This window comes from Streptomyces sp. ADI96-02 (assembly GCF_003846185.1).
Lineage (GTDB): Bacteria > Actinomycetota > Actinomycetes > Streptomycetales > Streptomycetaceae > Streptomyces.
The window spans coordinates 717,876-738,638 of the sequence record NZ_ML123034.1 but is presented as its reverse complement, the minus strand read 5'-3'; the positions used below and the strand labels follow the sequence as shown (position 1 = coordinate 738,638).

21 protein-coding genes are annotated in these 20,763 nt (G+C 72.8%); 13 read left to right on the top strand and 8 right to left on the bottom strand.

The features are described 5' to 3' along the window. Positions 1-203: 203 nt before the first annotated feature. Positions 204-788: a hypothetical protein gene (locus EES43_RS03180; protein WP_124267250.1), complete on the bottom strand. Its 585-nt coding sequence runs from the start codon at positions 786-788 to the stop codon at positions 204-206. A 489-nt stretch (positions 789-1,277) separates the two neighbouring features. Between EES43_RS03180 and EES43_RS03175 the strand changes: the two genes are divergently transcribed. Both EES43_RS03175 and EES43_RS03170 read left to right on the top strand, forming a co-directional pair. After that, a complete protein-coding gene (locus tag EES43_RS03175; protein ID WP_124267249.1) occupies positions 1,278-2,783 on the top strand; it encodes a glutamate--cysteine ligase in 1,506 nt (501 codons plus the stop codon). Between the two features lie 303 nt (positions 2,784-3,086). Continuing rightward, on the top strand, positions 3,087-3,866 hold the full coding sequence (locus tag EES43_RS03170) for a CPBP family intramembrane glutamic endopeptidase (protein WP_124267248.1): 780 nt from the start codon (positions 3,087-3,089) through the stop codon (positions 3,864-3,866). 57 nt (positions 3,867-3,923) lie between these two features. Here EES43_RS03170 and EES43_RS03165 read toward each other — a convergent pair whose 3' ends face one another. Next, positions 3,924-4,745, bottom strand: a complete 822-nt coding sequence (locus EES43_RS03165; RefSeq protein ID WP_124267247.1) for a PhzF family phenazine biosynthesis protein — start codon at positions 4,743-4,745, stop codon at positions 3,924-3,926. Positions 4,746-4,977: 232 nt separating this feature from the next. On the opposite strand from EES43_RS03165, the gene EES43_RS03160 reads away from it, so the two are divergent. Further along, positions 4,978-5,583 (top strand): dihydrofolate reductase family protein, encoded by a 606-nt coding sequence (locus EES43_RS03160; protein WP_124267246.1) that lies wholly within the window; start codon positions 4,978-4,980, stop codon positions 5,581-5,583. A gap of 24 nt (positions 5,584-5,607) precedes the next feature. On the opposite strand, the gene EES43_RS03155 is transcribed toward EES43_RS03160, so the two are convergent. After that, a complete protein-coding gene (locus EES43_RS03155; RefSeq protein WP_124267245.1) occupies positions 5,608-6,042 on the bottom strand; it encodes a VOC family protein in 435 nt (144 codons plus the stop codon). 342 nt (positions 6,043-6,384) lie between these two features. On the opposite strand from EES43_RS03155, the gene EES43_RS03145 reads away from it, so the two are divergent. Further along, the gene (locus EES43_RS03145) at positions 6,385-7,008 is read left to right on the top strand and encodes a PadR family transcriptional regulator (RefSeq protein WP_124267243.1); all 624 of its coding nucleotides are present in this window, start codon (positions 6,385-6,387) and stop codon (positions 7,006-7,008) included. Between the two features lie 147 nt (positions 7,009-7,155). Here EES43_RS03145 and EES43_RS03140 read toward each other — a convergent pair whose 3' ends face one another. After that, positions 7,156-7,587, bottom strand: a complete 432-nt coding sequence (locus tag EES43_RS03140) for a type II toxin-antitoxin system Rv0910 family toxin (protein WP_124267242.1) — start codon at positions 7,585-7,587, stop codon at positions 7,156-7,158. A gap of 79 nt (positions 7,588-7,666) precedes the next feature. Then, positions 7,667-7,861, bottom strand: coding sequence for a hypothetical protein (locus tag EES43_RS03135; protein ID WP_124267241.1), 195 nt, complete (start codon positions 7,859-7,861; stop codon positions 7,667-7,669). 217 nt (positions 7,862-8,078) lie between these two features. On the opposite strand from EES43_RS03135, the gene EES43_RS03130 reads away from it, so the two are divergent. From EES43_RS03130 to EES43_RS03120, 3 genes are all read left to right on the top strand, one after another. Then, on the top strand, positions 8,079-8,621 hold the full coding sequence (locus EES43_RS03130) for a Clp protease N-terminal domain-containing protein (protein WP_206429985.1): 543 nt from the start codon (positions 8,079-8,081) through the stop codon (positions 8,619-8,621). A 40-nt stretch (positions 8,622-8,661) separates the two neighbouring features. Further along, the gene (locus EES43_RS03125) at positions 8,662-9,684 is read left to right on the top strand and encodes an EamA family transporter (protein WP_124267240.1); all 1,023 of its coding nucleotides are present in this window, start codon (positions 8,662-8,664) and stop codon (positions 9,682-9,684) included. Between the two features lie 157 nt (positions 9,685-9,841). Further along, on the top strand, positions 9,842-10,798 hold the full coding sequence (locus tag EES43_RS03120; protein ID WP_124267239.1) for a DMT family transporter: 957 nt from the start codon (positions 9,842-9,844) through the stop codon (positions 10,796-10,798). A gap of 152 nt (positions 10,799-10,950) precedes the next feature. Here EES43_RS03120 and EES43_RS03115 read toward each other — a convergent pair whose 3' ends face one another. Beyond that, positions 10,951-11,646, bottom strand: a complete 696-nt coding sequence (locus tag EES43_RS03115) for a pyridoxamine 5'-phosphate oxidase family protein (protein ID WP_124267238.1) — start codon at positions 11,644-11,646, stop codon at positions 10,951-10,953. Between the two features lie 35 nt (positions 11,647-11,681). On the opposite strand from EES43_RS03115, the gene EES43_RS03110 reads away from it, so the two are divergent. Further along, positions 11,682-13,016: an aminotransferase class I/II-fold pyridoxal phosphate-dependent enzyme gene (locus tag EES43_RS03110; RefSeq protein ID WP_124267237.1), complete on the top strand. Its 1,335-nt coding sequence runs from the start codon at positions 11,682-11,684 to the stop codon at positions 13,014-13,016. Here EES43_RS03110 and EES43_RS03105 read toward each other — a convergent pair. Next, positions 13,003-14,058, bottom strand: coding sequence for a DMT family transporter (locus EES43_RS03105; protein ID WP_241192320.1), 1,056 nt, complete (start codon positions 14,056-14,058; stop codon positions 13,003-13,005). The two genes, EES43_RS03110 and EES43_RS03105, sit on opposite strands and share 14 nt — an antisense overlap. Positions 14,059-14,131: 73 nt before the next feature. Here EES43_RS03105 and EES43_RS03100 point away from each other — a divergent pair, with 73 nt between their 5' ends. Then, a complete protein-coding gene (locus EES43_RS03100; RefSeq protein ID WP_124267236.1) occupies positions 14,132-15,043 on the top strand; it encodes a LysR family transcriptional regulator in 912 nt (303 codons plus the stop codon). 67 nt (positions 15,044-15,110) lie between these two features. Here the strand turns inward: EES43_RS03100 and EES43_RS03095 are convergent, their stop codons facing one another. Next, complete coding sequence (locus tag EES43_RS03095) at positions 15,111-15,566, bottom strand: pyridoxamine 5'-phosphate oxidase family protein (RefSeq protein ID WP_124271765.1); 456 nt, start codon at positions 15,564-15,566, stop codon at positions 15,111-15,113. Positions 15,567-15,810: 244 nt separating this feature from the next. Between EES43_RS03095 and EES43_RS03090 the strand changes: the two genes are divergently transcribed. The 4 genes from EES43_RS03090 to EES43_RS03075 all read left to right on the top strand — a co-directional run bounded on the left by EES43_RS03090 (position 15,811) and on the right by EES43_RS03075 (position 20,414). Next, complete coding sequence (locus EES43_RS03090; protein WP_124267235.1) at positions 15,811-16,473, top strand: cysteine hydrolase family protein; 663 nt, start codon at positions 15,811-15,813, stop codon at positions 16,471-16,473. A gap of 79 nt (positions 16,474-16,552) precedes the next feature. Beyond that, positions 16,553-17,728 (top strand): epoxide hydrolase family protein, encoded by a 1,176-nt coding sequence (locus tag EES43_RS03085; RefSeq protein ID WP_124267234.1) that lies wholly within the window; start codon positions 16,553-16,555, stop codon positions 17,726-17,728. Between the two features lie 740 nt (positions 17,729-18,468). Next, positions 18,469-19,356, top strand: coding sequence for a spherulation-specific family 4 protein (locus EES43_RS03080; RefSeq protein WP_124267233.1), 888 nt, complete (start codon positions 18,469-18,471; stop codon positions 19,354-19,356). Positions 19,357-19,421: 65 nt separating this feature from the next. Beyond that, positions 19,422-20,414 (top strand): hypothetical protein, encoded by a 993-nt coding sequence (locus EES43_RS03075; RefSeq protein ID WP_124267232.1) that lies wholly within the window; start codon positions 19,422-19,424, stop codon positions 20,412-20,414. Positions 20,415-20,763: the final 349 nt, after the last annotated feature.

Here is a 20,763-nt window from a genome sequence, read left to right as displayed (position 1 = left end):
CTCCCGTACTCCTGCCAAGACGCGTCACCCGCGCGGACGGTTCACCGCAACTGCACTGTCCCTTCGGGTGGTTCGGGGTGGCCTGAGCGGACTAGGCCGAGTGGGCGCAGAAGCGCCCCCGCGGTGTCCCGTCCGCCGGGGGCCCGTACGTGGTCGGGCTCCGGGAGCGGGGGCACCGCGGGGGCGGCTGTGCGCGGCGCGGCTCAGGCGGAGCTGAGCAGGGGACCGGGCGACACGCGCAGGGTCATCACCGGGAGCAGATCGGCGACCCGGTGCGGCCGGTGCGCGGCGATGCCCGGCGGGGCCGGCGCCAGCGGCACGAGGACGTCGGCCGGGGCCAGTACGCCGCCCGACGCGTCCGCGCCGGTGTCGCCGTGCAGCCAGAGCGTGAGCATGTACAGCTCCGGAATGGACAGGAGTCTCGCCTGGTACGAGGTGGCGGACGCCTCCGCCTGGCCCAGCGCCAGCTCCGTCGAGGCGAGGTAGGGGCCCTCGAAGAAGTGCGAGAAGGCCCAGCCGTCCGGAGTGCGCATGGTGTCCGCGGCGGCGATGGCGCGGCCCTCGCTCCGGATCAGGAAACGCCAGGCGGCCAGATGCGTGAGCGGTGTCGTTCCGTCGCCGGCGATCCGGTCCAGGACGTGCACGGGAAGCGGTAGCTCGGGGCTCAGCGGTCCCTGGACGGACCGGAGAGCGGATGTTCGGGCCTCGCGGACGGCGGTGGGGGAACCGAGGGCCGCGAGAACGCTGCGCAGTGCGGGCGCGGGGGCCGAGGGAACATGCAGCGGCATAGTGGGTCGCCTCTCACTTCGGAGACACGGTGATGCGTGGGTGGGACGGGTGCAGACGGCGCTGTCGGCGTGCGGTGCCAGAAGAGGCCGGTGACGGGCCTGACGCGTCAGCTCGCTGCCTCGTGAGCGGGAGTTTATACGACGCGTGTTCACACGGTGTTTCGGCTAGCCGCCGCGCACATTTCGCACAAGGCGACATCGGGACTTCGCATCGCGGTATTCCTGCTGATTTGTTCGGCGGCTTTCGTCCCCGGCCTGGGGATCCTCCGCCGGTGCGGTCGGCCGAAACTCATCGGTGTTTCCGCCACGCCTTCTCCGGCGGAAAATGCGCATGGCCGCTTGCCAAGCGAATGTGCCTGCGGTCTCCGTCACACCAGACTAGCGGTTCCCGGTGGCTCGCGGGGCGTTACGGATCACTCTCACTGGGCATTATCGATCGTGATGCGAGCGGCCCGGGCAGCGGGCCGCCACTGGAGGAGGGACCCCTCGATGGGGGAGAAGGTCGTGGCGAAAGCCTTTGACCTGTCCGATCGGCAGGCGTACCGCACGAAGCTGAACCAGTGCCTGGAGGGGCTGGAGAGGCTTCTGGCGGAGCGGAGGTTCGACCGTCCGAGAAACCTGATGGGCCTGGAGATAGAGCTGAATCTCGCGGGCCCCGACGGCATGCCGCGGATGATGAATAAGGAAGTGCTCCAACGCATCGCGAGCCGGGATTTCCAGACCGAACTCGGGATGTTCAACCTGGAAGTGAATATCGTCCCGCACCGACTCGGCGGCCGGGTATTCGATCAGCTCGCGGAGGAGCTGCGCACGGGCCTCGCGTACGCCCACCGGAAGGCCGGTGAGGTGGACGCGGGGATCGTCATGATCGGAATCCTGCCCACCCTGGGCGAGCATGACGTGGTCTCGGCGAATCTCTCGGACGTCGACCGCTACACCCTGCTCAACGATCAAATGGCCGCGGCCCGGGGCGAGGATTTCATCCTCGATATCGAAGGTCCGGAGCGGCTGGTCGCCACCTCGCCGTCGATCGCCCCGGAATCTGCGTGCACCTCGGTCCAGCTCCATCTCCAGGTGACGCCCGCCCGGTTCGCCGACGTGTGGAACGCGGCCCAGGCGATCGCCTCCGTCCAGATCGCGCTGGGCGCCAACGCCCCGTTCCTGTTCGGCAAGGAGCTGTGGCGGGAGTCGCGGCCCCCGTTGTTCCAGCAGGCGACCGACGTACGCCCGCCCGAGCTGGCCAACCAGGGGGTGCGGCCGAGGACGTGGTTCGGCGAGCGGTGGGTGGGTTCCGCCTACGAGCTCTTCGAGGAGAACGTGCGCTACTTCCCCCCGCTGCTGCCGATCTGCGACGAGGAGGAGCCCCTGCGCGTCCTCGACGAGGGCGGGGTGCCCGAGCTCGCCGAACTGGTCCTGCACAACGGCACCGTCTACCGGTGGAACCGCCCGGTGTACGACACGGCCGGCGGCGTTCCGCATCTGCGCGTGGAGAACCGGGTGCTGCCCGCCGGGCCCACGGTCACGGACGTGATCGCCAACGCCGCGTTCTACTACGGGCTCGTACGGGCGCTCGCCGAGGAATCCCGGCCCGTGTGGAGCAAGCTGCCGTTCGAGGCCGCGGCGGAGAACTTCGACGAGGCGTGCCGTCACGGCATCGACGCCGAGCTGACCTGGCCGCGGGCCGGCCGCTCCGGCGGTCTGGCCCGGATCCCCGCCGTCCGGCTCGTCCAGGAGGAGCTGTTGCCGCTCGCCGCCGCCGGGCTGGACGCCTGGCATATCGAGCCGGCGGACCGGGACCGCTACCTCGGCGTGATCGAGGAGCGCTGCAAGCGGCGCGTCAACGGGGCCTCCTGGCAGGTCGCCACGTACCGCCGCGCGGTCGACGCGGGGCTCGGCCGGGACGCGGCCCTGGCGGCGACCACCCGGCGGTACGCCGAGCTGATGCACGCGGGAGAGCCGGTGCACACCTGGCCGGTGGGGTTCCCGGCGCCCTGAACGGGCGAGGCCGCGGCCCCCGGTACGCCCGGGGGCCGCGGGCCCGTGCACGCGCCGGGGAGCCGCAGCTCCGTGCACCGGCGCGCGAGCGGCCCCTTCGCGCGCCCCGGTCGGAACGTTCCTCCCCCCGGTGTCCGCCCGCGGCGTGATCGTCGGGCAAGCTGTGACGTCCCGGGCCCGCGGTCGCCCGTCGGGCTGCCGCCCGGTGTCCTCGTGCCCCGTACGGGCGGCGGTGGCGCCGGTGCGGGCTCCGGAGCGCGAGGGCGGAACAGAAGGCAGGTGGAACAGGTGGAGGCGGGACGCGTGGCTGATGCTCTTCCCGAGGAGGCGGCGTCACGAAGGATCGTGTGGTCCGAGACGGTGCTGGTCCTGGCGCTCTCGCTGGGCGCCAGTGCCGTGTCCGCGCTGATCAGCTTCGTCGGATCGCTGACGAAGCCGGGAGGGTTGAAGGACCAGGCCGCGACGCTGAACGGGTCCTACGCACCTGACCGTCCCTGGCTCGATCTGGCCTGGCAGCTGTTCGGCATCACGACGGCGCTGGTGCCGGTGGCCCTCGTGGCGCACCTGCTGATCAGGGAGGGCGCGGGGCTGCGGACGATCGGGTTCGACCGGACCCGGCCCCGGTTCGACCTGGGCCGCGGAACGCTCGTCGCGGCCGGCATCGGCAGCGCCGGGCTGGCCTTCTACCTGGTGGCCAGGGCCTCCGGCTTCAACCTCACCGTCGTCCCCGAGTCGCTGCCGGACGTCTGGTGGAAGTTCCCGGTGCTGATCCTCTCCGCGGTGCAGAACTCCGTGGTGGAGGAGGTCATCGTCGTCGGTTACCTCCTGCGCCGGCTGGGCCAGTTGGGCTGGACGCCGATGGCCGCCCTGGCGGCCAGCTCCGTACTGCGCGCCTCGTACCACCTGTACCAGGGCATCGGCGGGTTCATCGGGAACCTCGTGATGGGCGTCGTGTTCGTGCTGCTCTACCGGCGGTGGGGGAGGGTGGGGCCGCTGGTCGTCGCGCACGCGCTGCTCGACATCGGCGCGTTCGTCGGATACGCCCTGCTCGCCGGGAAGGTGGGCTGGCTGCCGACGCCGTGAGCCCCAGGGCGGGGCGTATCCCTGAAGCTCCGGGCCTCGGAGTGAGGCCCCCGTGCCTCAGAGCGCCGTGAGCAGTTCTCCGTCGATGACGGTGACGGCGGTGCCGGTCAGCAGGGTGCGCTCGCCCCGCAGGGCGGTGCGGACCAGGCCGGACCGTGCGGACGCCTGGAGTCCGGTGAGGTCGTCGCGGCCGAGGCGCGCCGACCAGAAGGGCGCCAGCGCGGTGTGCGCGCTGCCGGTGACCGGGTCCTCGTCGATGCCGACGCCGGGGAAGAAGCCGCGCGATACGTAGTCGTAGCCCCGGGCGGGGTCCTCGGCCGCGGCGGTGGCGATGACGCCGCGGCGCGCGTGGGCGGCGAGTGCCGCGAAGTCCGGTGTCAGGGCCCGGACCGCGGGCTCGTCGCGCAGTTCGACGAGGAGGTCGCCGACGTACTCGCCCGTGTCGTACACCGCGACCGGCTCGGCCCCCAGTGCCTCGGCGAGACCGGCCGGGACGGGCACCGGTGCGAGCGGCGAGGTCGGGAAGTCGAGGGTGAGGGAGCCGTCCGGGTGGGCGGTGGCCGACAGGAGGCCGCAGCGTGCCGAAAAGCGCATCGTGCCGGTGGCCCGTCCGGTCGCGTGCAGGACGTGAGCGGTGGCGAGCGTCGCGTGCCCGCACATGTCGACCTCGGTGGCCGGGGTGAACCAGCGCAGCGCCCAGTCGGCCGCGCCTCCCGGCGGCAGCGGGTGGGCGAAGGCCGTCTCGGAGAGGTTGACCTCGGCGGCGATCTCCTGGAGCCGGACGGCGTCGGGGAAGGCGGCGGACTCCAGCAGGAGGACGCCTGCGGGGTTGCCGGAGAAGGGGCGGTCGGTGAACGCGTCGACGATGCGAATCCTCATGCCGCGACGGTAGAGCGCCCGCCCGGTGGCGTGCCAAGGCCAATTCCGGGTGTCTGGCCCCTACCGCGGCGGGGCCGTGCGGGGTGCGCCCAGGGCGCGGGGCGGGTGTGTGCGGCGGCCACCGATGATTCGCGGGGCCCGCCGCGGTCAACAGAGGTGGACGGCACCCACGGCAGGCGCCCACGGCAGCCGCGGCGCCCAGGACGCCTACGCGAAGAACGGGAGAACCGGCATGCGCACCCTCGCGATCACCCAGAACATCACCGTCGACGGTTCGATCGAGATGATCACGGACTGGTTCCGCGCCGAGGCGCAGGCGGACGCCGATCTCTCCGACGTCCTGGCGGAGAGCCACCGGCAGGACGGCCGGTCCGACGCCCTGCTCGTCGGCCGCCGGACGTTCGAGGACTTCCGCGGCTACTGGCCCCTGCAGACCGACGACCCGTCGGGCATCACCGCCTACCTCGACCAGGTGCGCAAGTACGTGGTGTCCTCGACGCTGACCGATCCGCGCTGGCAGAACTCGACGGTGCTGGCGGGGGACCCGGTCGAGGAGGTCGGCCGCCTCAAGCGACAGGAGGGCGAGGACATCGTGCTCACCGGCAGCATCACGCTGGCGCACACGCTGATCGCGGCCGGCCTGGTCGACGAGTACCGCCTGTTCGTCTACCCCGTGGTCCAGGGCAGGGGCCGACGCCTGTTCCCGGACGGGTACGAGGTCCCGCGCCTGCGACTGCTGGAGTCGACGGCCTTCCGCAGCGGGATCACGCTCCAGCGGTACGCCCCGGCCCTCGCCGCGCCGACGCGGGACGTCACAGCGGGGCGGGGCGGCCTCTGAGCGGGCGGGGACGTTCACGGCATCTCAGTCGATGCAGAACTCGTTGCCCTCGATGTCCCGCATCGGGATGCACGACTCGTTGTCGTCATCGGCGAGCAGCGTCTGCACGTGCACCGCGCCGAGCGGGACCAGTCGTGCGCACTCGGCCTCAAGCGCCGCGAGGCGCTCCTCACCCACGAGTCCGGTGCCGACCCGGACATCGAGGTGCACTCGGTTCTTGGCGGCCCTCCCCTCGGGGACCCGCTGGAAAAACAGGCGCGGCCCCACGCCCGAAGGGTCGGTGCAGGCGAACGACGAATCCCGCTGCTCAGGCGGCTGCGAGTGCTTGTAGTCGTCCCACGTGGCAAACCCTTCCGGTGGCGGCGGCACGACGTACCCCAACACCTCGCACCAGAAACGAGCGAGGCGCTCAGGTTCTGCGCAGTCGAAGGTGACTTGGAACTTCTTGACCGACGTCATCGGTCCACCATAAGGGCGCGCGCTGTTGACCGAGACCGGGTTTTTCGCCGTGCGCGGAGCCCGCCCACTCGCGTCGGTACCGGGCAGTCCGCAAAGCCGTCGGCTCAGACGGCGAAGCGGCGGGCACAGCGCCCGCTCGACCGTGGTCGAGCACCTGGGCAAGGACTTCTCGGAACCGGACGACATCTGCGGCCGGTGCTTCGATGACGGCCTCGATCTCGGTTGCAGCGGCGCGGGCGAGACGAAAAGCCGAGAGGGACACCGAGCAGGGGTTTGCCAGGCGATAGTTTCCGATATATCGTTGACGCATCGCGACCGATCAACGATGGAAGGAGCGTAGCGATGCGTTCACATGGATACGGACACGAGCACGGACCGGGCCGTTGCGGCCCCGGTCATCACGAACGAGGCGAGGCGGACGGCCGTCGGGCCGCCTTCGGCCCGTTCGGTCCGCCGTTCGGCGGCGGACCCTTCGGGCAGGGCCCCTTCGGGGGCGGCGGGCGCGGCAGGGGAGGAGGGCGCGGACGGGCGCGGCGCGGTGACGTGCGCGCGTCGATCCTCGCGCTCCTGAAGGACCGGCCGATGCACGGGTACGAGATGATCCAGGAGATCGGCGAGCGCAGCGGCGGGGCCTGGCGGCCCAGCCCCGGCTCGGTCTACCCGACGCTCCAGCTGCTGGAGGACGAGGGCCTGATCGTCAGCGCGAGCGAGGGCGGCAAGAAGCTGTTCACGCTCACCGACTCCGGGCGGAGCGAGGCCGAGACCGGCCCCGACGCCCCGTGGGAGGAAGCCGGGCGCGGCGTGGACTGGGAGGGCGTCAACGAGATCCGGCAGGCCGGCTTCGGTCTGATGGAGGCGTTCGGCCAGGTCTGGAAGACCGGCTCGGCCGACCAGCGCCAGAAGGCGTTGACCGTCATCAACGACGCCCGCAAGAAGCTGTACCTGATTCTCGCCGACGACCACTGAAGTCGACAATCGCTGAAGTCGACGACCGCTGAAGCCGGCAGCCGCTCAATCGGTGGCCGGACACCGGCGGGCGGAGGCCCCGCGGACCACCTTGGGTCCGCGGGGCCCCTCCGCGCGTGCGGGGCGTTCTCCTGGCGCGCGGCCCCGTCAGGCGGCGATCAGGCCGCCGAGTCTGCGCAGCGACTCCTGGAGTGCGGCCGTCGCCGAGTCCTTGAGCTTGCCGCCCATCAGGGAGACCGCCGCGCCCGTGAACGTCCCGTCGATGCGCGCCACGGTGGCGTCGCCGTCCGGGGCGAGCGAGTAGCGCATGGCCAGATCGACGCCCATGGGCCCCTTGCCCCGGGTCGTCAGCAGCCGGCCGTTCTCCAACTCGTCGACCGTCCAGGTGACCTCGGCCGGGAAGCCCATGAGCTTCAGGTTCTCCCGGTAGGTGACGCCGGTGTCCAACGCGTCCGGGCCGCCCTCGGGGAAGGAGGTGTGGGTCGCGTTCCACTCGCCGTACGTCGAGAAGTCCGTCAGCTGCGCCCAGACCTTCTCGGCAGGCGCTTCGATGCGCGCCTCGGCGCTGACTTCAGCCATGCGACCACCCCAGGTTCGTCCGGATACGGTGTCGCGGAACGTAGCGGCAGAGTCGGGAACATTCAATACTGACGAACTGTCATATCTGGCGGTGCTGTCGGCTCCGCCAGATCACGGCCGCGTCGAACCGGTCCGACGCGCGGGGATGCGGCCCCTCGTCGTGGCAGTGGAACGCGGCCCAGAACAGGTCGCCGGGCAGGGCGTCGTGGGGCGCGCGAACCCGGTAGACGTACTGCGGCCCGTCCTCGGCGAGCAGGGCGACCATCCAGAACACCCCGCGGGCTCCCTCCGGGTTGCGGCGCGAGCGCCCCGCGCCCCGTCGCGTGAGGGACGTGCGCGCGGGCCCGTCGGTTGCCGCGCGAAGCGGGGGCGGGACCGCGCGTCTCATCCGCAAGGATGAGGAGGCGGTCGAGCGGGCCCACCTTGGGTGGGACGCCTGAATGGGCCCCGCCGGGGATGCCTCGACGCCCCGCGGCTGGTGAGCTGTAAGGGTGCACAACCGGACGCCGCGGATACCCGACCAGCTCGTACCGAACCGTGCCGAGCTCGATGCCCGCTTCACCGTGGAACTCGCGTCGGTGGTGACGGGCGCCCGAAGACGGGCGCTGCGCGACGGCGACCGCCAGATCGACACGGCCCACCTCCTGCACTCCCTCATCGAGACCGATCCCGACGTCCGCGAGGCGTTCGACGGAGGCCCCCGACTCGCTCGGATCCTCGGCTATCTCGTGCAGCGCAGCATCGGCTACGGGCTCCGCTGGCAGGGCTCCGTGGAGGATTCCGGGGCGGTCCCCGCCGTCGGCGAACCGGCCGCCGACGGCTGGTCGCCCTCGGCCGTGGCGGCGATGGAGGGAGCGCTCGACCGGGCCCTGGTGCGCGGCGAACCGCGTGTCGCCGGACTCGACCTCCTCGCCGCGCTGGCCTGCGACAAGCAGTGCCGCGCGATGGAGGTGCTGGCACGGGCGGGGGTCGACGCGGGATGGCTGGCGGGCCGCGCGGCGGAGCTGACGACCGGGTCGTCCCGACAGGCGTGACAGAGGTGACGGTGCTGAACGCACCTGTCATGATGTGCCGATGCACGCGTCTCGGGGATCTCAGGGGAGAAGCGCCGGCCTGGGACTCGCCCTGGTCTCGGCCTTCGCGTTCGGCGGTTCGGGAGTGGCCGCGAAGCCGCTGATCGAGGCGGGGCTCGACCCGTTGCACGTCGTGTGGCTACGGGTGGCCGGCGCCGCCCTCATCATGCTGCCGGTCGCCTGGAGGCACCGGAACCTGGTGCGCGAACGGCCCGCCCTCCTGGTCGGTTTCGGGCTGTTCGCGGTGGCCGGGGTGCAGGCGTGCTACTTCGCCGCGATCTCCCGCATCCCCGTCGGCGTGGCCCTCCTCGTCGAATACCTGGCGCCCGCCCTGGTACTCGGCTGGGTCCGCTTCGTCCAGCGCAGGCCCGTCACCCGGGCCGCGGCGCTCGGTGTGGTGCTGGCGGTGACCGGCCTCGCCTGCGTCGTGGAGGTGTGGGCCGGGCTCAGGTTCGACGCACTCGGCCTGATGCTCGCCCTCGGCGCCGCCTGCTGCCAGGTGGGCTACTTCGTCCTCTCCGACCACGGGGGCCAGGACGAGCACGCGAAGGCGGGCCCGCGCGCCGAGCCTCCGCATCCCGTCGGCGTCATCGCGTACGGGCTGATCATCGGCGCCCTCGTCCTCACCGCCGTCGCACGCCCCTGGACCATGGACCGCTCGATCCTCGGCGGGACCGCCGGGATGAACGGGCACGAGGTACCCGCCTGGCTGCTGCTCGGCTGGGTCGTGCTGCTCGCCACGGTGCTCGCGTACGTCACCGGAGTCGTCTCGGTCCGGCTGCTCTCGCCGCAGGTGGCCGGGGTCGTCGCCTGCCTGGAGGCGGTCATCGCCACCGTGCTGGCCTGGGTGCTGCTGGGCGAACACCTCTCCGCGCCGCAGATCGTCGGCGGTCTCACCGTCCTGGTCGGCGCGTTCATCGCCCAGTCCTCGGCGCCCCGCCCGCCGTCCGGTCCGGTGGCCTCGGGTGCGGCCGGCAACGTGGCCGCCGGGACCGAGTTGCCCGCGCGACGAGCGGCGCCGTAGGTTGGCGCCATGCATCTGACTGTGCTTCCGCCGCCTGTCGCCTAGCGCGCGCGGACACTCCTGACGAGGACCCGGCTCGGGCAGTCCCCGAGCGGTTCGTCGCTGCCCGCGTGCGGAGCCGAGCGACCACCATCCCGTCCTCCTTCGGAGAAGTCGTATGTCCACCCCTGTTTCCGCGCTGCCCGTCGGGCGGAGCCTGCTGTACCTCGTCGTCGCCGGAATCGCCTGGGGCACCGCCGGAGCGGCTGCCTCGCTCATCTTCCGGGTCAGTGACCTCGGCCCGATGGCCCTGTCCTTCTGGCGCTGCGCCGGCGGTCTCGTGCTGCTGGGCGGCGCGCTCGCCCTGCGCCCGCGCCGGCCGGCCGGCCCCGCGGAGCCGCGCCGACGCCGCGTTCTGCGCATCCTCGGAGCCGGAATGGCGCTCACCCTGTTCCAGAGCGCGTACTTCGCCGCCGTCGAGGTGACCGGCCTCGCCGTGGGCACCGTGGTGACCCTGGGCGCGGGGCCCGTCCTGATCGCCGTGGGCGCACGGGTCCTCATGGGCGAACGCCTGGGCCGCGGCGGTCTGGCCGGAGTGACCGGCGCGCTGGCCGGTCTCGCCGTACTGGTCCTGGGCGGTGAGGGCGGTGAGGTGGAGCCGGCCGGTGTCCTGCTCGCCCTGCTCTCGGCCTCCGGCTACGCGGCCCTCACCCTGCTCACCCGATGGCTCGGACGGGACGGCGGCGGCGGTGACGCCCTCACGACCACCGCGTGGGCGTTCGCCGTCGGAGCCGTGACCCTGCTGCCCGTCGCGGCGACGGAAGGTCTCGTACCGCACACCGCCGCGACCGCGCAGGTCCTGTGGCTGATGCTGTACGTGGCGGCCGTGCCGACCGCGCTCGCCTACGCGCTGTACTTCGCGGGCGCCGCCGCCGTACGCTCCGCGACCGTCTCCGTGATCATGCTTCTGGAGCCGGTGAGCGCGGCGCTCATCGCGGTGACGGTGCTCGGGGAACGGCTGACCGCGGCCACCGTCGTCGGGACGCTGCTCCTGCTGGCCGCCGCGGGCGGGCTCGCCTACGCTGAGGCGCGCAGTGCGACGATGGCCCGCAGGCGGACGCCGGTCGCCGTGTAGAGCCGCGGCGGCGGGCCCGGAGCTGATGGTTCCGGGCCTGTCGGGCCGCGTACGGGCCCGCTCGTGCGCGGGCGGCCCCGTACGCCTCCCGCCGCGGGGCGGCGCGCCCGCCTCCGGTGCGGCGGCGGCCCGTGCCCCTGCTGCGGCGTCGGTCAGAGCGCGGCGAGGTAGCCCGGTACGGGAATGGCGGGGTCCAGGTCGTCGGCGGGCACCGGCGCCGCGTAGCCCCGGGTGAGCGGCACGATGCCGGTCCAGTGAGGGAGGCCGGCGTCCTCCGGCTCGTCGTTCGGCCCGCCCGTGCGGACCTTCGCCGAGACCTCGTCCAGATCCAGCCGGATCACCGCTGTGGCGGCCAGTTCTCTGGCGTCCCCCGGGCGCGAGTCCCGCGACCTGCCGGGGACGACCTGGTCGACGATCGCGTCCAGCGCGATGCGCCGCTCCTCGGGGTCGGTCACGTCGACGGCCCGCCCGTGCACCACGACCGAGCGGTAGTTCATCGAGTGGTGGAAGGCGGACCGGGCCAGCACCAGGGCGTCGACGTGGGTGACCGTCAGGCAGACCGGAAGACCCGGTTCGGCCCGCTTCGCCGACCGCAGCGGCCGGGAGCCCGTCGATCCGTGGACGTACAGCCGCTCGCCGACCCGCCCGAACAGCGTCGGCAGCACGACCGGCGCGCCGTCGCGGACGAAACCCAGGTGGCAGAGGTACGCCTCGTCCAGGATCGAGTGGACCAGTTCCCGGTCGTAGGAGGCCCGCTCCCTCGACCGGGTGGGCACCGTGCGGTCGGTGGGTGTGTAAGGGGCGGCGACGCCGGGGCCCGTGCCGTCGGGCGGTGCGGTGTGCTGCATGGCGGACTCCATTGCACTAGTGCATACTGTTGTTTGTGCTAGAAGAGTATCGGATCAGTGGGCGCCGCGCATCGGAGATCGCCGCCAGTGTGGAGCGGGGCGTCGGCTCCGGACACCTGCCTCCGGGCCAGGTGCTGCCCCCCATGCGGGAGTTGGCCGCACGCCTGGAGGTCAACCCGAACACGGTGGCGGCGGCCTACCGGACGCTGCGCGAGCGGGGGGTGATCGAGACGGCGGGCCGCCGGGGCAGCCGGGTGCGCCCCCGCCCGGCCAGCACCTCCCGCGGCTCCCTGCGGGTCGAAGCGCCGCCCGGCGTACGCGACCTGGGCAGCGGCAACCCGGACCCCGCCCTGCTGCCGCCCCTCGGTCCGGCGCTCGCCGCCGCCGCCGCCGCGAGCGGCGCGCTGCGCCCCGGTCTGTACGGGGAGCCGCCCGTGGTCGCGGAGTTCGCCGCCCACGCGCGGGCCGCGCTGGACGCCGACGGGGTGCCGGCCGGGCCGATCGGCGTGACTTCCGGAGCCCTCGACGCGATCGAACGGGTGCTCGCGGCCCACCTCAAACCGGGCGACGCGGTGGCGGTGGAGGACCCGGGCTGGGGCAGCGTGCTCGATCTCGTACCGGCGCTCGGCCTGCGCGCCGTACCGGTGGGCGTCGACGACGAGGGGCCGCGGGCCGCCGAGGTGGAGCAGGCGCTGGCGGCCGGGGCGCGGGCCCTCGTGGTTACCGACCGGGCCCAGAACCCCACCGGAGCCTCGGTGAGCGAACGGCGCGCCGGGGAACTGCGCGTCGTCCTCGCACGCCACCCCGGAGTGCTGCTGATCGAGGACGACCACGGACACGCCATCGTCGACCAGCCGCTGCACTCGCCGGCAGGCGTCACCGACCACTGGGCGTTCGTCCGGTCGGTGGCGAAGGCGTACGGGCCGGATCTGCGGCTGGCCGTGCTCACGGGGGACGACGTCACGGTCGACCGGGTGACCGGCCGGCAGCTGCTGGGGCCCGGCTGGGTGAGCCGGCTGCTCCAGCGCGCCGTGCTCCACCTGTGGACCTCGAACGCCGTCGACCCGGCCGCCGTCGCCCGGTCCTACGGCGAACGGCGGCAGGCGCTCGTGCGGGCGCTCGCGGAGCGCGGGGTCGCGGCGTACGGGTGCAGCGGCATGAACGTCTGGGTGCCCGTCAGCGATGAGACCGGAGCGGTCGCCCGGCTGCTGCACGCGGGCTGGGCCGCAGCGCCGGGCGCGCGCTTCCGCCTGGCCGCACCGCAGGCCGTGCGGCTGACGGTGTCCCCGCTGGCCCTCGCGGACATCGAACCGCTGGCCGACGCGGTGGTGGCGGCGGCCGGTCCGGTCCGGGCGATCAGCTACGGCTGACTCGGTCCGCTTCCGGCGTGACCGGCCGGGCGTCCGCCGTGCGGGCCGGTTCGGTGGTGACCGTGCGAGCCGGCCCGGTGGTGACCGCGCGGACCCGGCTCTGGGTGAGGGCGGCGCCGGCCAGGACGATGGCCGCCCCCACCGGGGTGTTCCAGCTCAACTGCTCGCCCAGCAGCGTGACGCCCGCCGCGGTGGCGATCACCGGGATGAAGTAGGTCACCATCTGCGCGGTGGTCGGGCCCACCTCCTGGACCAGCCCGTACTGGAGCAGGACCGCGAGCCCCGTTCCCAGCGCGCCGAGCGCCACGACCGACAGTGTCGGCAGCAGCGGGAAGGTGTTCGGCAGTGTGGTGAACAGGGGGGTCACCACGGCCAGTTGGAGCGTGCCGAGAAACAGTTGGCTGCCGGTGAGCGCCAGGGCCGAGGAGTCGGAGCCCGCCAGCGTGCGCCGGACGTAGATCCAGCCGACCGGATAGCTGAGCGAGGCCAGCAGCGCCATCCCCGTACCCCGCAGGTCCAGTCCGGAGAAGCCCTGCCACGCACCGAGCACCGTCAGCACGCCGAGGAACCCCAGGCCGAGGCCCGCGACGCGGCGGCGGGTCGGCCGGTCCTCGGAGAGCGCCACGACGGACAGGGCCATGCCCCACAGCGGCGAGGTCGCGTTGCAGATGCCCGCGAGAGTGGAGGGGATGGTCAGCTCGGCGTAGGAGAAGAGCGAGAACGGCAGCGCGTTCAGGAAGAACGCGGCGACCGTGAGATGCCCCCAGGTACGGGCCGAGCGGGGCAGCCGTTCGCGGCGCACCGCCATGGCGGCGACCAGGACGGCCGTCCCGGCCAGCAGCCGGCCGAAGGTGACCTGGAACGGTGCGTACGCCTCGGTACCGACCTTGATCAGCAGGAAGCTGAACCCCCAGATGATCGAGAGGGCCGCGAACCGTATCCGCCAGTCCACGGCCGTACGGCGGGCGGGCGGTGCGCCGGGTGCGGAGGTGGGCGGGGCGGTCGGCGAAGGGAGGGGTCTCCAGGTGCGGGATGTGCTCATGGGTCCACCCTGGCGAACACCACCCCGTAGAACAAGCGAAAGTTTCTGCGCCTGATCGCGTAGCATTCCTTACATGTTGAATCTGGAGAGACTGCGGACGCTGGACGCTCTCGCCCGGCACGGCTCGGTGAGCGGAGCGGCCGGCGGACTGCACGTGACCACGTCGGCGGTCTCCCAGCAGATGGCCAAGCTGGAGCGGGAGGTCGGCCAGCAACTGCTCGCCAGGAACGGGCGGGGCGTCCGCCTCACCGACGCCGGCCGCCTCCTCGCGGACCACGCCGCGCGCATCCTGTCACAGGTGGAGCTGGCCCAGTCCGACATCGAGGCCCAACGGGGCGCGGTGGTAGGCGAGGTGAGGATCTCCGCCTTCCCCACGGCGGCACGCGGGCTGTTCCCCGCGACCCTCGCCGGACTGCGTGCGGACCACCCGGAGCTGAGGGCGCGCACCCGCGAACTGGAGCCGGAGCAAGGGCTTCTCGCGGTGCTCCGGGGCGATGTGGACGTGGCCGTTGTCCTCGACTGGAGCAACAAGCGGCTGCCCGTGCCCGGCGGCCTCACCAAGGCCGGACTCCTCGACGACGCCGTGGACATCGCCGTCCCCGCGGACCGTCCGCCGGCGGAGCGGACCGAGGTGGAGTTGGCGGACTTCGCCGAGGACGAGTGGGTGTCCTGGCCGGAAGGCGAATTCTGTTACGAGTGGCTGATGTTCACCCTGCGCTCACGCGGCATCGAGCCGCGTATCGCCCATCTGGCCGGCGAGCACCACACCCAACTCGCTCTCGTCGCAGCGGGCTTCGGGGTGTGCGTGGCTCCGCGCCTGGGACGCGGCCCGGTTCCGGACGGAGTGCGGCTGGTGCCGTTGCGGCAGACCGTGCGGCGGCACATCCACGCGGTCTGGCGCACCGACGCCGACCGCCGCCCGTCCGTGCGGGCCGCCGTCGAGGCGCTGCGGGCGGCGGGGAAACGGGTCTGCTCCGGCGGCTGACGAGCGTGCCGCCACCCGGGTGCGGGGCAGGCGGGTGCAGGGGCCGCGCCCTCGCGTCCGCCGGGTCTCAGCCGCTCTCCGGTACGCGGGGGAGGCCCGGGATCCTGCGGAAGTCCCAGGAGACGATCCGGTCCGGAGTCAGCCGCAGCCACGCGTGCCGCCCGTCGTGCGGCATGTCCGCCATTGCGAAGTACTTCGCGGGGAACAGCCGCTCCGGCACGGCGAGTTCGGGGCACGGCTCGCCCGAGCGCGGCGCCTCCCCGACGAACTCCACCGTGCCCGAGAGCTCCACGCCGCGCAGCTCGCCGTACTCCTCGCCGTCGTCGACGACGACGGCCACGCGCGGATCCGCGCGCAGCTGCGACCAGCGCAGACTGCGGATGATGGAGTACAGCCAGAGCGAGCCGCCGTCCCAGACGAACCAGAGCGCGCCGACGTGCGGGGAGCCGTCGGCGGCGAGCGTGGCGACCCGGCACGTGCGCTGCTCGCCGAGATACGCGTCCCGCTGCTCGGGCGTCATCATGATCCGGCGTCCGCGCCGCTGCCTGTCCGCGGGCCCGGCGGCGGAACCCGGCTCGGCTCCGATGCGCTGGATATCGGTCACGGGGCGTCCTCCACAGTATCTGACTATGTGTCAATAATGGTGCGTGTCAGGAAGCATGGGGGCTCTTCCGCCGGGACGCAATGGCCGTTAGTCTCCAGCGCCCGGAGACCGCCCGCGGCAGGTCCCGTCCGACGACGGGCGGCGACGATCGAGGAGGAGACCCGTGCCGTCCGGACAGGAGCGTGAACGGCTCGCCGCGCTGCTCGACCCCGCCACCACCGTCCTGCTGACCGTCGAATGCCAGCAGGGTGTCGTGGGGCCGGACAGCGCCCTGCCCGAACTCGCCGGGGCCGCCCGCTCCACGGGAGTCCTCGGCAATATCGCCCGGCTGGTCGCCGCCGCCCACGCCACCCGCGTCCAGGTGATGCACGCCGTCGCCGAGGCCCGTCCCGACGGACGGGGCGCCAACCGCAACGCCCGGCTCTTCCGCGCGGCGGCCCGGCTGCCCGTCCAGCAGCACACCGGCAGCACCGCCGTGCGGGTGGCCCCGCCGCTGGAGGTGCACCCGGAGGATCTGGTGGTCCGCCGGCTGCACGGGCTCTCGCCGCTCGCCGGTACCGACGTCGACGCCCTCCTGCGCAACCTCGGCTGCCGCACGCTCCTCGTGACCGGCGTCTCGGCCAACGTCGCCGTGCCCAACGCCGTCTTCGACGCCGTCAACCTCGGCTACACCGCGGTCGTCCCCGCCGACGCCATCGCGGGGGTGCCTGTCGAGTACACCTCCGCCATGCTCCGCAACACCCTCGCCCTGGTGGCCACCGTCACGACGACCGACGACGTCCTGGGCTGCTGGAGACCGCCGAGGAAAACCTTCGCAGCAGACTGATCGGCCGTCCGGTGCGCGGGGGTGAGGACGGCCGGTGTCGGGCCCGGACACGGACGGGACGCCTCGTAGGATGCGCCCCATGCCGGAAGACGCGCCCCGCCCCGAGCCGTTCACCCCGCACACCCCTCCCGCGGCGCTGGAGGACCTGCGCACCCGACTGCGCGCGACCCGCTGGCCGGACCCGGCCGAGGACACCGACTGGTCGCAGGGCACCGACACCGCCTACCTCCGCGAGCTCGTCGCCCACTGGGCCGAGGACTTCGACTGGCCGGCCCGCGAGGCGGAACTCGCCCGGCTCCCCCACTTCCGCATCCCACTCGGTGGCCACCGCATCCACTACGTGCACGTCCGGGCCACCGCGCCCGCCGGGCCCGTGCTGCCGCTGGTCCTCAGCCACGGCTGGCCGGACTCCTTCTGGCGCTACACGAAGGTCATCCCGCTGCTCACCGACCCCGGAGCGCACGGCGCGGACCCCGCCGACGCGTTCGACGTGGTCGTGCCGGACATGCCGGGCTACGGCTACTCCGACCGCCCCGTCGGCCCGGCCCCGGACTCCGTCGCCGTGGCGGGCCTGTGGGCCGAGCTGATGGGCGCCCTCGGCTACGCGCGGTTCGGCGCGGCGGGCGGCGACGTGGGCAGCCACGTCAGCCGCTACCTCGCCCTCGACCACCCCGACCGGGTGGTCGCCGTCCACCGCACCGACGGCGGCCTGCCGGTCTTCGCGGGCGACCCGGCGGACCTCTCACCCGAGGAGCGGGCGTGGTTCGCCGACGTGTCGGCCTGGAGCACCGCCGAGGGCGCCTACGCCGCCGTTCACCGGACGAAGCCGGGGACCGCCGCCGTCGGCCTCACCGACTCGCCGGCCGGACTCGCGGCCTGGATCGTGGAGAAGCTCCGCTCGTGGAGCGACTGCGGCCCGGACGGCGAGCGCGGCTTCACCCAGGACGAGATCCTGACGAACGTCATGCTCTACTGGCTGACCGGGACGATCGGCTCGTCCATGCGCATGTACCGGGCGAACGCCGCCATCCCGCCGGCCCAGCTCACCCGGCGGGTAGAGACGCCGTCCGGCTTCTCGCTGTTCCGGGGCGATGTCCTCCGCCCGCCGCGCGCGTGGCTCGAACGCACGACGAACCTCGTCCGCGTGACGGAACCCGAGCGCGGGGGCCACTTCGCCGCCTTCGAGGAACCGGAACTGTACGCCCGGGAGCTGCGGGACTTCTTCCGGCCCTACCGCGCCGCCGCCACGGGCTGACGGCCCCGGACGGGCAGGCGCGCTTCGGGCGGCGCGCAGCGCGCCTGCCCGGCGGATCCTCCGCCCGCCCCGGCCTCCGTGAGAGGAGGGCAGCGTTCACGTCCGATGCGCGTTTCTGTTCGACGGCGTTCGGACGTGAGGATTCGGGTCGCCCTTCCCGCACCTGCTCCATGGACCTTCCGGGCACGGTGGCTCCGGTCGGAAAGCGCACGGATCACCGCTGGTCAGAGAAGTACCCACGGGTCACTTCCAGGGCTCGTGAGACTGGTCGAGGAGTCCCGCCCGCCGCTCGGTGGCACCGCGCGAACCGCTCACCTCTCCGTACGAGTTGGAGCCGGTGGCGCGTCACGCCGCCGCCGAACCGGTAGCTTGACGCTCCGTTACCACCCTTCGAGCCGGGGCGGCGGCCTCCACCGCGTGCGGTGCCGCTGCCCGACTTCCCGAATCTGTACGGTGCCGGCGGAGGTCCCACGCGTGTTCAGCGAGTCGTCGACGCCCGCACACCAGCCGGGCGACGGAAGGCAGCCGAGCGCGGCCGGATCCCGCCTCCCCCGCGCACCCCGCCTCCTGCCCACCCCCGGGAGGCCGACGGCGCGAGGGCGTGACCGAACCACCGGCACGTCCGCGCGGGACCACGGCCAGCGGCTGCCCCACGGCCCTGTCACCGCCCCCCGCCGTACCCTCGATGGCCGGCCCCCGGCTCGCGGGCTGTCCCCCCACCTCCCTCACCGAGGAGCATCATGAAGAAGCGGTCCAAGCGCGTCCTGACGGGATCGGCGCTCATAGGCGCCGGAGCCCTCGTGCTCTTCGCCCTCCCCGCGGGCGCGATCACCTCGTCCGATGACGCCGCCCCCCGGGCAACGCCCCTCGCGGCCTCCCAGAAGGTCTCCGTCCCCGCCTACTTCTACCCCGGCGCCACGTGGGACCGGCTCATCGAGGCCGGCTCGGGCGTGGGCCTGGCCATCGCCAACCCCGACAACGGTCCGGGTGCCGGCCAGGACAGCCAGTACACCGAGACCATCCGCAGGGCCGGCGACGCCGGGGCGAAGGTCATCGGCTACGTCGCCACCGGATACTTCGGCACCTCGGGCAAGACGACCCGTTCGGGCTCCACCGACCCCGACGCGTGGATGCAGCAGATCAAGGGGGACATCGACGCCTGGTACAGCCTCTACGGCGACACCGGCCTGGCCGGCATCTTCTTCGACGAGGGCATGGCCCGCTGCGGTTCGGGCAACGCCGACGTCAACCGGTACATCGAGCTGCGGGAGTACGTCGAGTCGAACCACGGCGAGGACGCCGTCGTCGTCGACAACCCCGGAACCGGTGTCGAGGAGTGCTACACACAGGCCGCCGACACCCTGGTGACCTTCGAGGGCTCGGACAGCTCCTACCGTGACCACCAGCCGCAGGACTGGGAGAAGAACGTCGCCGCGGACAAGATCTGGCACCTCGTCTACGACGTCCCCGACGAGACCCGTATGAGCGAGGCGATGGCCCTGTCCAAGGAGCGCAACGCCGGTCACGTCTACATCACCCCCGACAGCCTCGCGGACGACAACCCCTGGGACACCCTGCCCCCCGAGAGCTACTGGAAGTCCCAGCTCTCCCTCGCCGCCGGCGCGTGAGCGACGCGATGGAGCCCGTCGACCCCCACCCGTCCGCCCGCCGGACGGCAGCCACGAGGAGTTCCGTGAAGACCCGCCACCGGAAGAAGCGCACCGCCGTGGTCGTGGCGGGTGCCGCCACCGCTGCCGCCGCCGCGCTGCTCATCCCCTTCCAGAGCTCGGCCACCGAGGAACCGGCCGCGCCCGCGTCGGCGTCCGCCGCCACGTCGATCGTCTACGACCCCGGCCCGAAGCTGCGCTGCTACAGCGTCTCCGACGAGACCGGCGGAGTGAACTACGGCAACGACTCCAGCGACTGCGGAGCCATCGACAACGCCTACCGGGTCAACGACAAGTGCACCTGGTTCGGCTACACCTCGCCGCGCGGCGTGGAGTGCCCGGCCTGGCGCTTCGTCACCTACGACTGGGACCGCGACAAGCTGCGCCAGTACCCCGGCTACGACCACCAGGTGCAGGGCCAGTCCGGCTCCCCGCTGAAGCTCGTGCTCCAGAACAACTCCAAGAACCTGCGGGACGCGACGGGGAAGCAGGACTGCGACCTCAAGGAGACCACCTTCTCCTACGAGTACATCGGCAGCTCGTTCAAGCGGCACGACGACGGCAAGGTGTACAACTTCTCGGACGGCCGGGTGAAGGTCTCCTACGACGCCCTCGTCGAGCAGACGGGCGGATTCAGCTGCGACGAGAAGCGCGCGATCCTCACCACGGACTTCATCTACAAGTCCGCGCGCGGCGTCAACGTCATCTCGGTCGTCCACTTCGACCCCGGCCCCTTCTCCCAGCCCGACCAGAACGGCGTGCTGTGGTCCAACAAGTGCCGGACCGAGGCGGGCGCGCCCGACGGGTGCCGCCTCACCGTCTACGGCCAGCGCCTGGAGCCGGGCAAGCAGGCCCGGATCGACATCGACTTCACCGAGGTCGCGAAGAAGTACGCGGCCTACCTGAACGATGACCCGATCCCGGCCGATTCCCAGATCGAGGCCCTCCAGGTGGTGACCAGCACGAAGGGCGCCGACCTCAAGGCCGAGGTGTCCGGCGCGGACGTCACCGTCGAGTAGGCCCCGCCGGGCTGCTCCCCGCGGGAGTCGCCCGGCGCGAGCGGTGCGCGGGGTCCGCCCCGCGCACCGCTCCGCCCTGTCGCGCGATGCCTGGCGGCGACGCGCGGACGGGTAGAGTACGGCGCAGTACGAGATGGGCCGGGACGGTGTCCCGGCCCACCGAACGAAGCAGTCACCCCGTCCGGCGAGTACCGACAGCGCCGCGGCCGACCCATCGTGGGGGAGCAGTCTGTGAACCGCGACGCGGAGTCGAGCCGCCGCCCCTCCTCGGGGGCGCGTCCCCCTTCCGATCCGCCCGGGTCCCTGTCCGCTTCCGGGGCCTCTTCCGGGGCCGATGGGTGGCGGACGG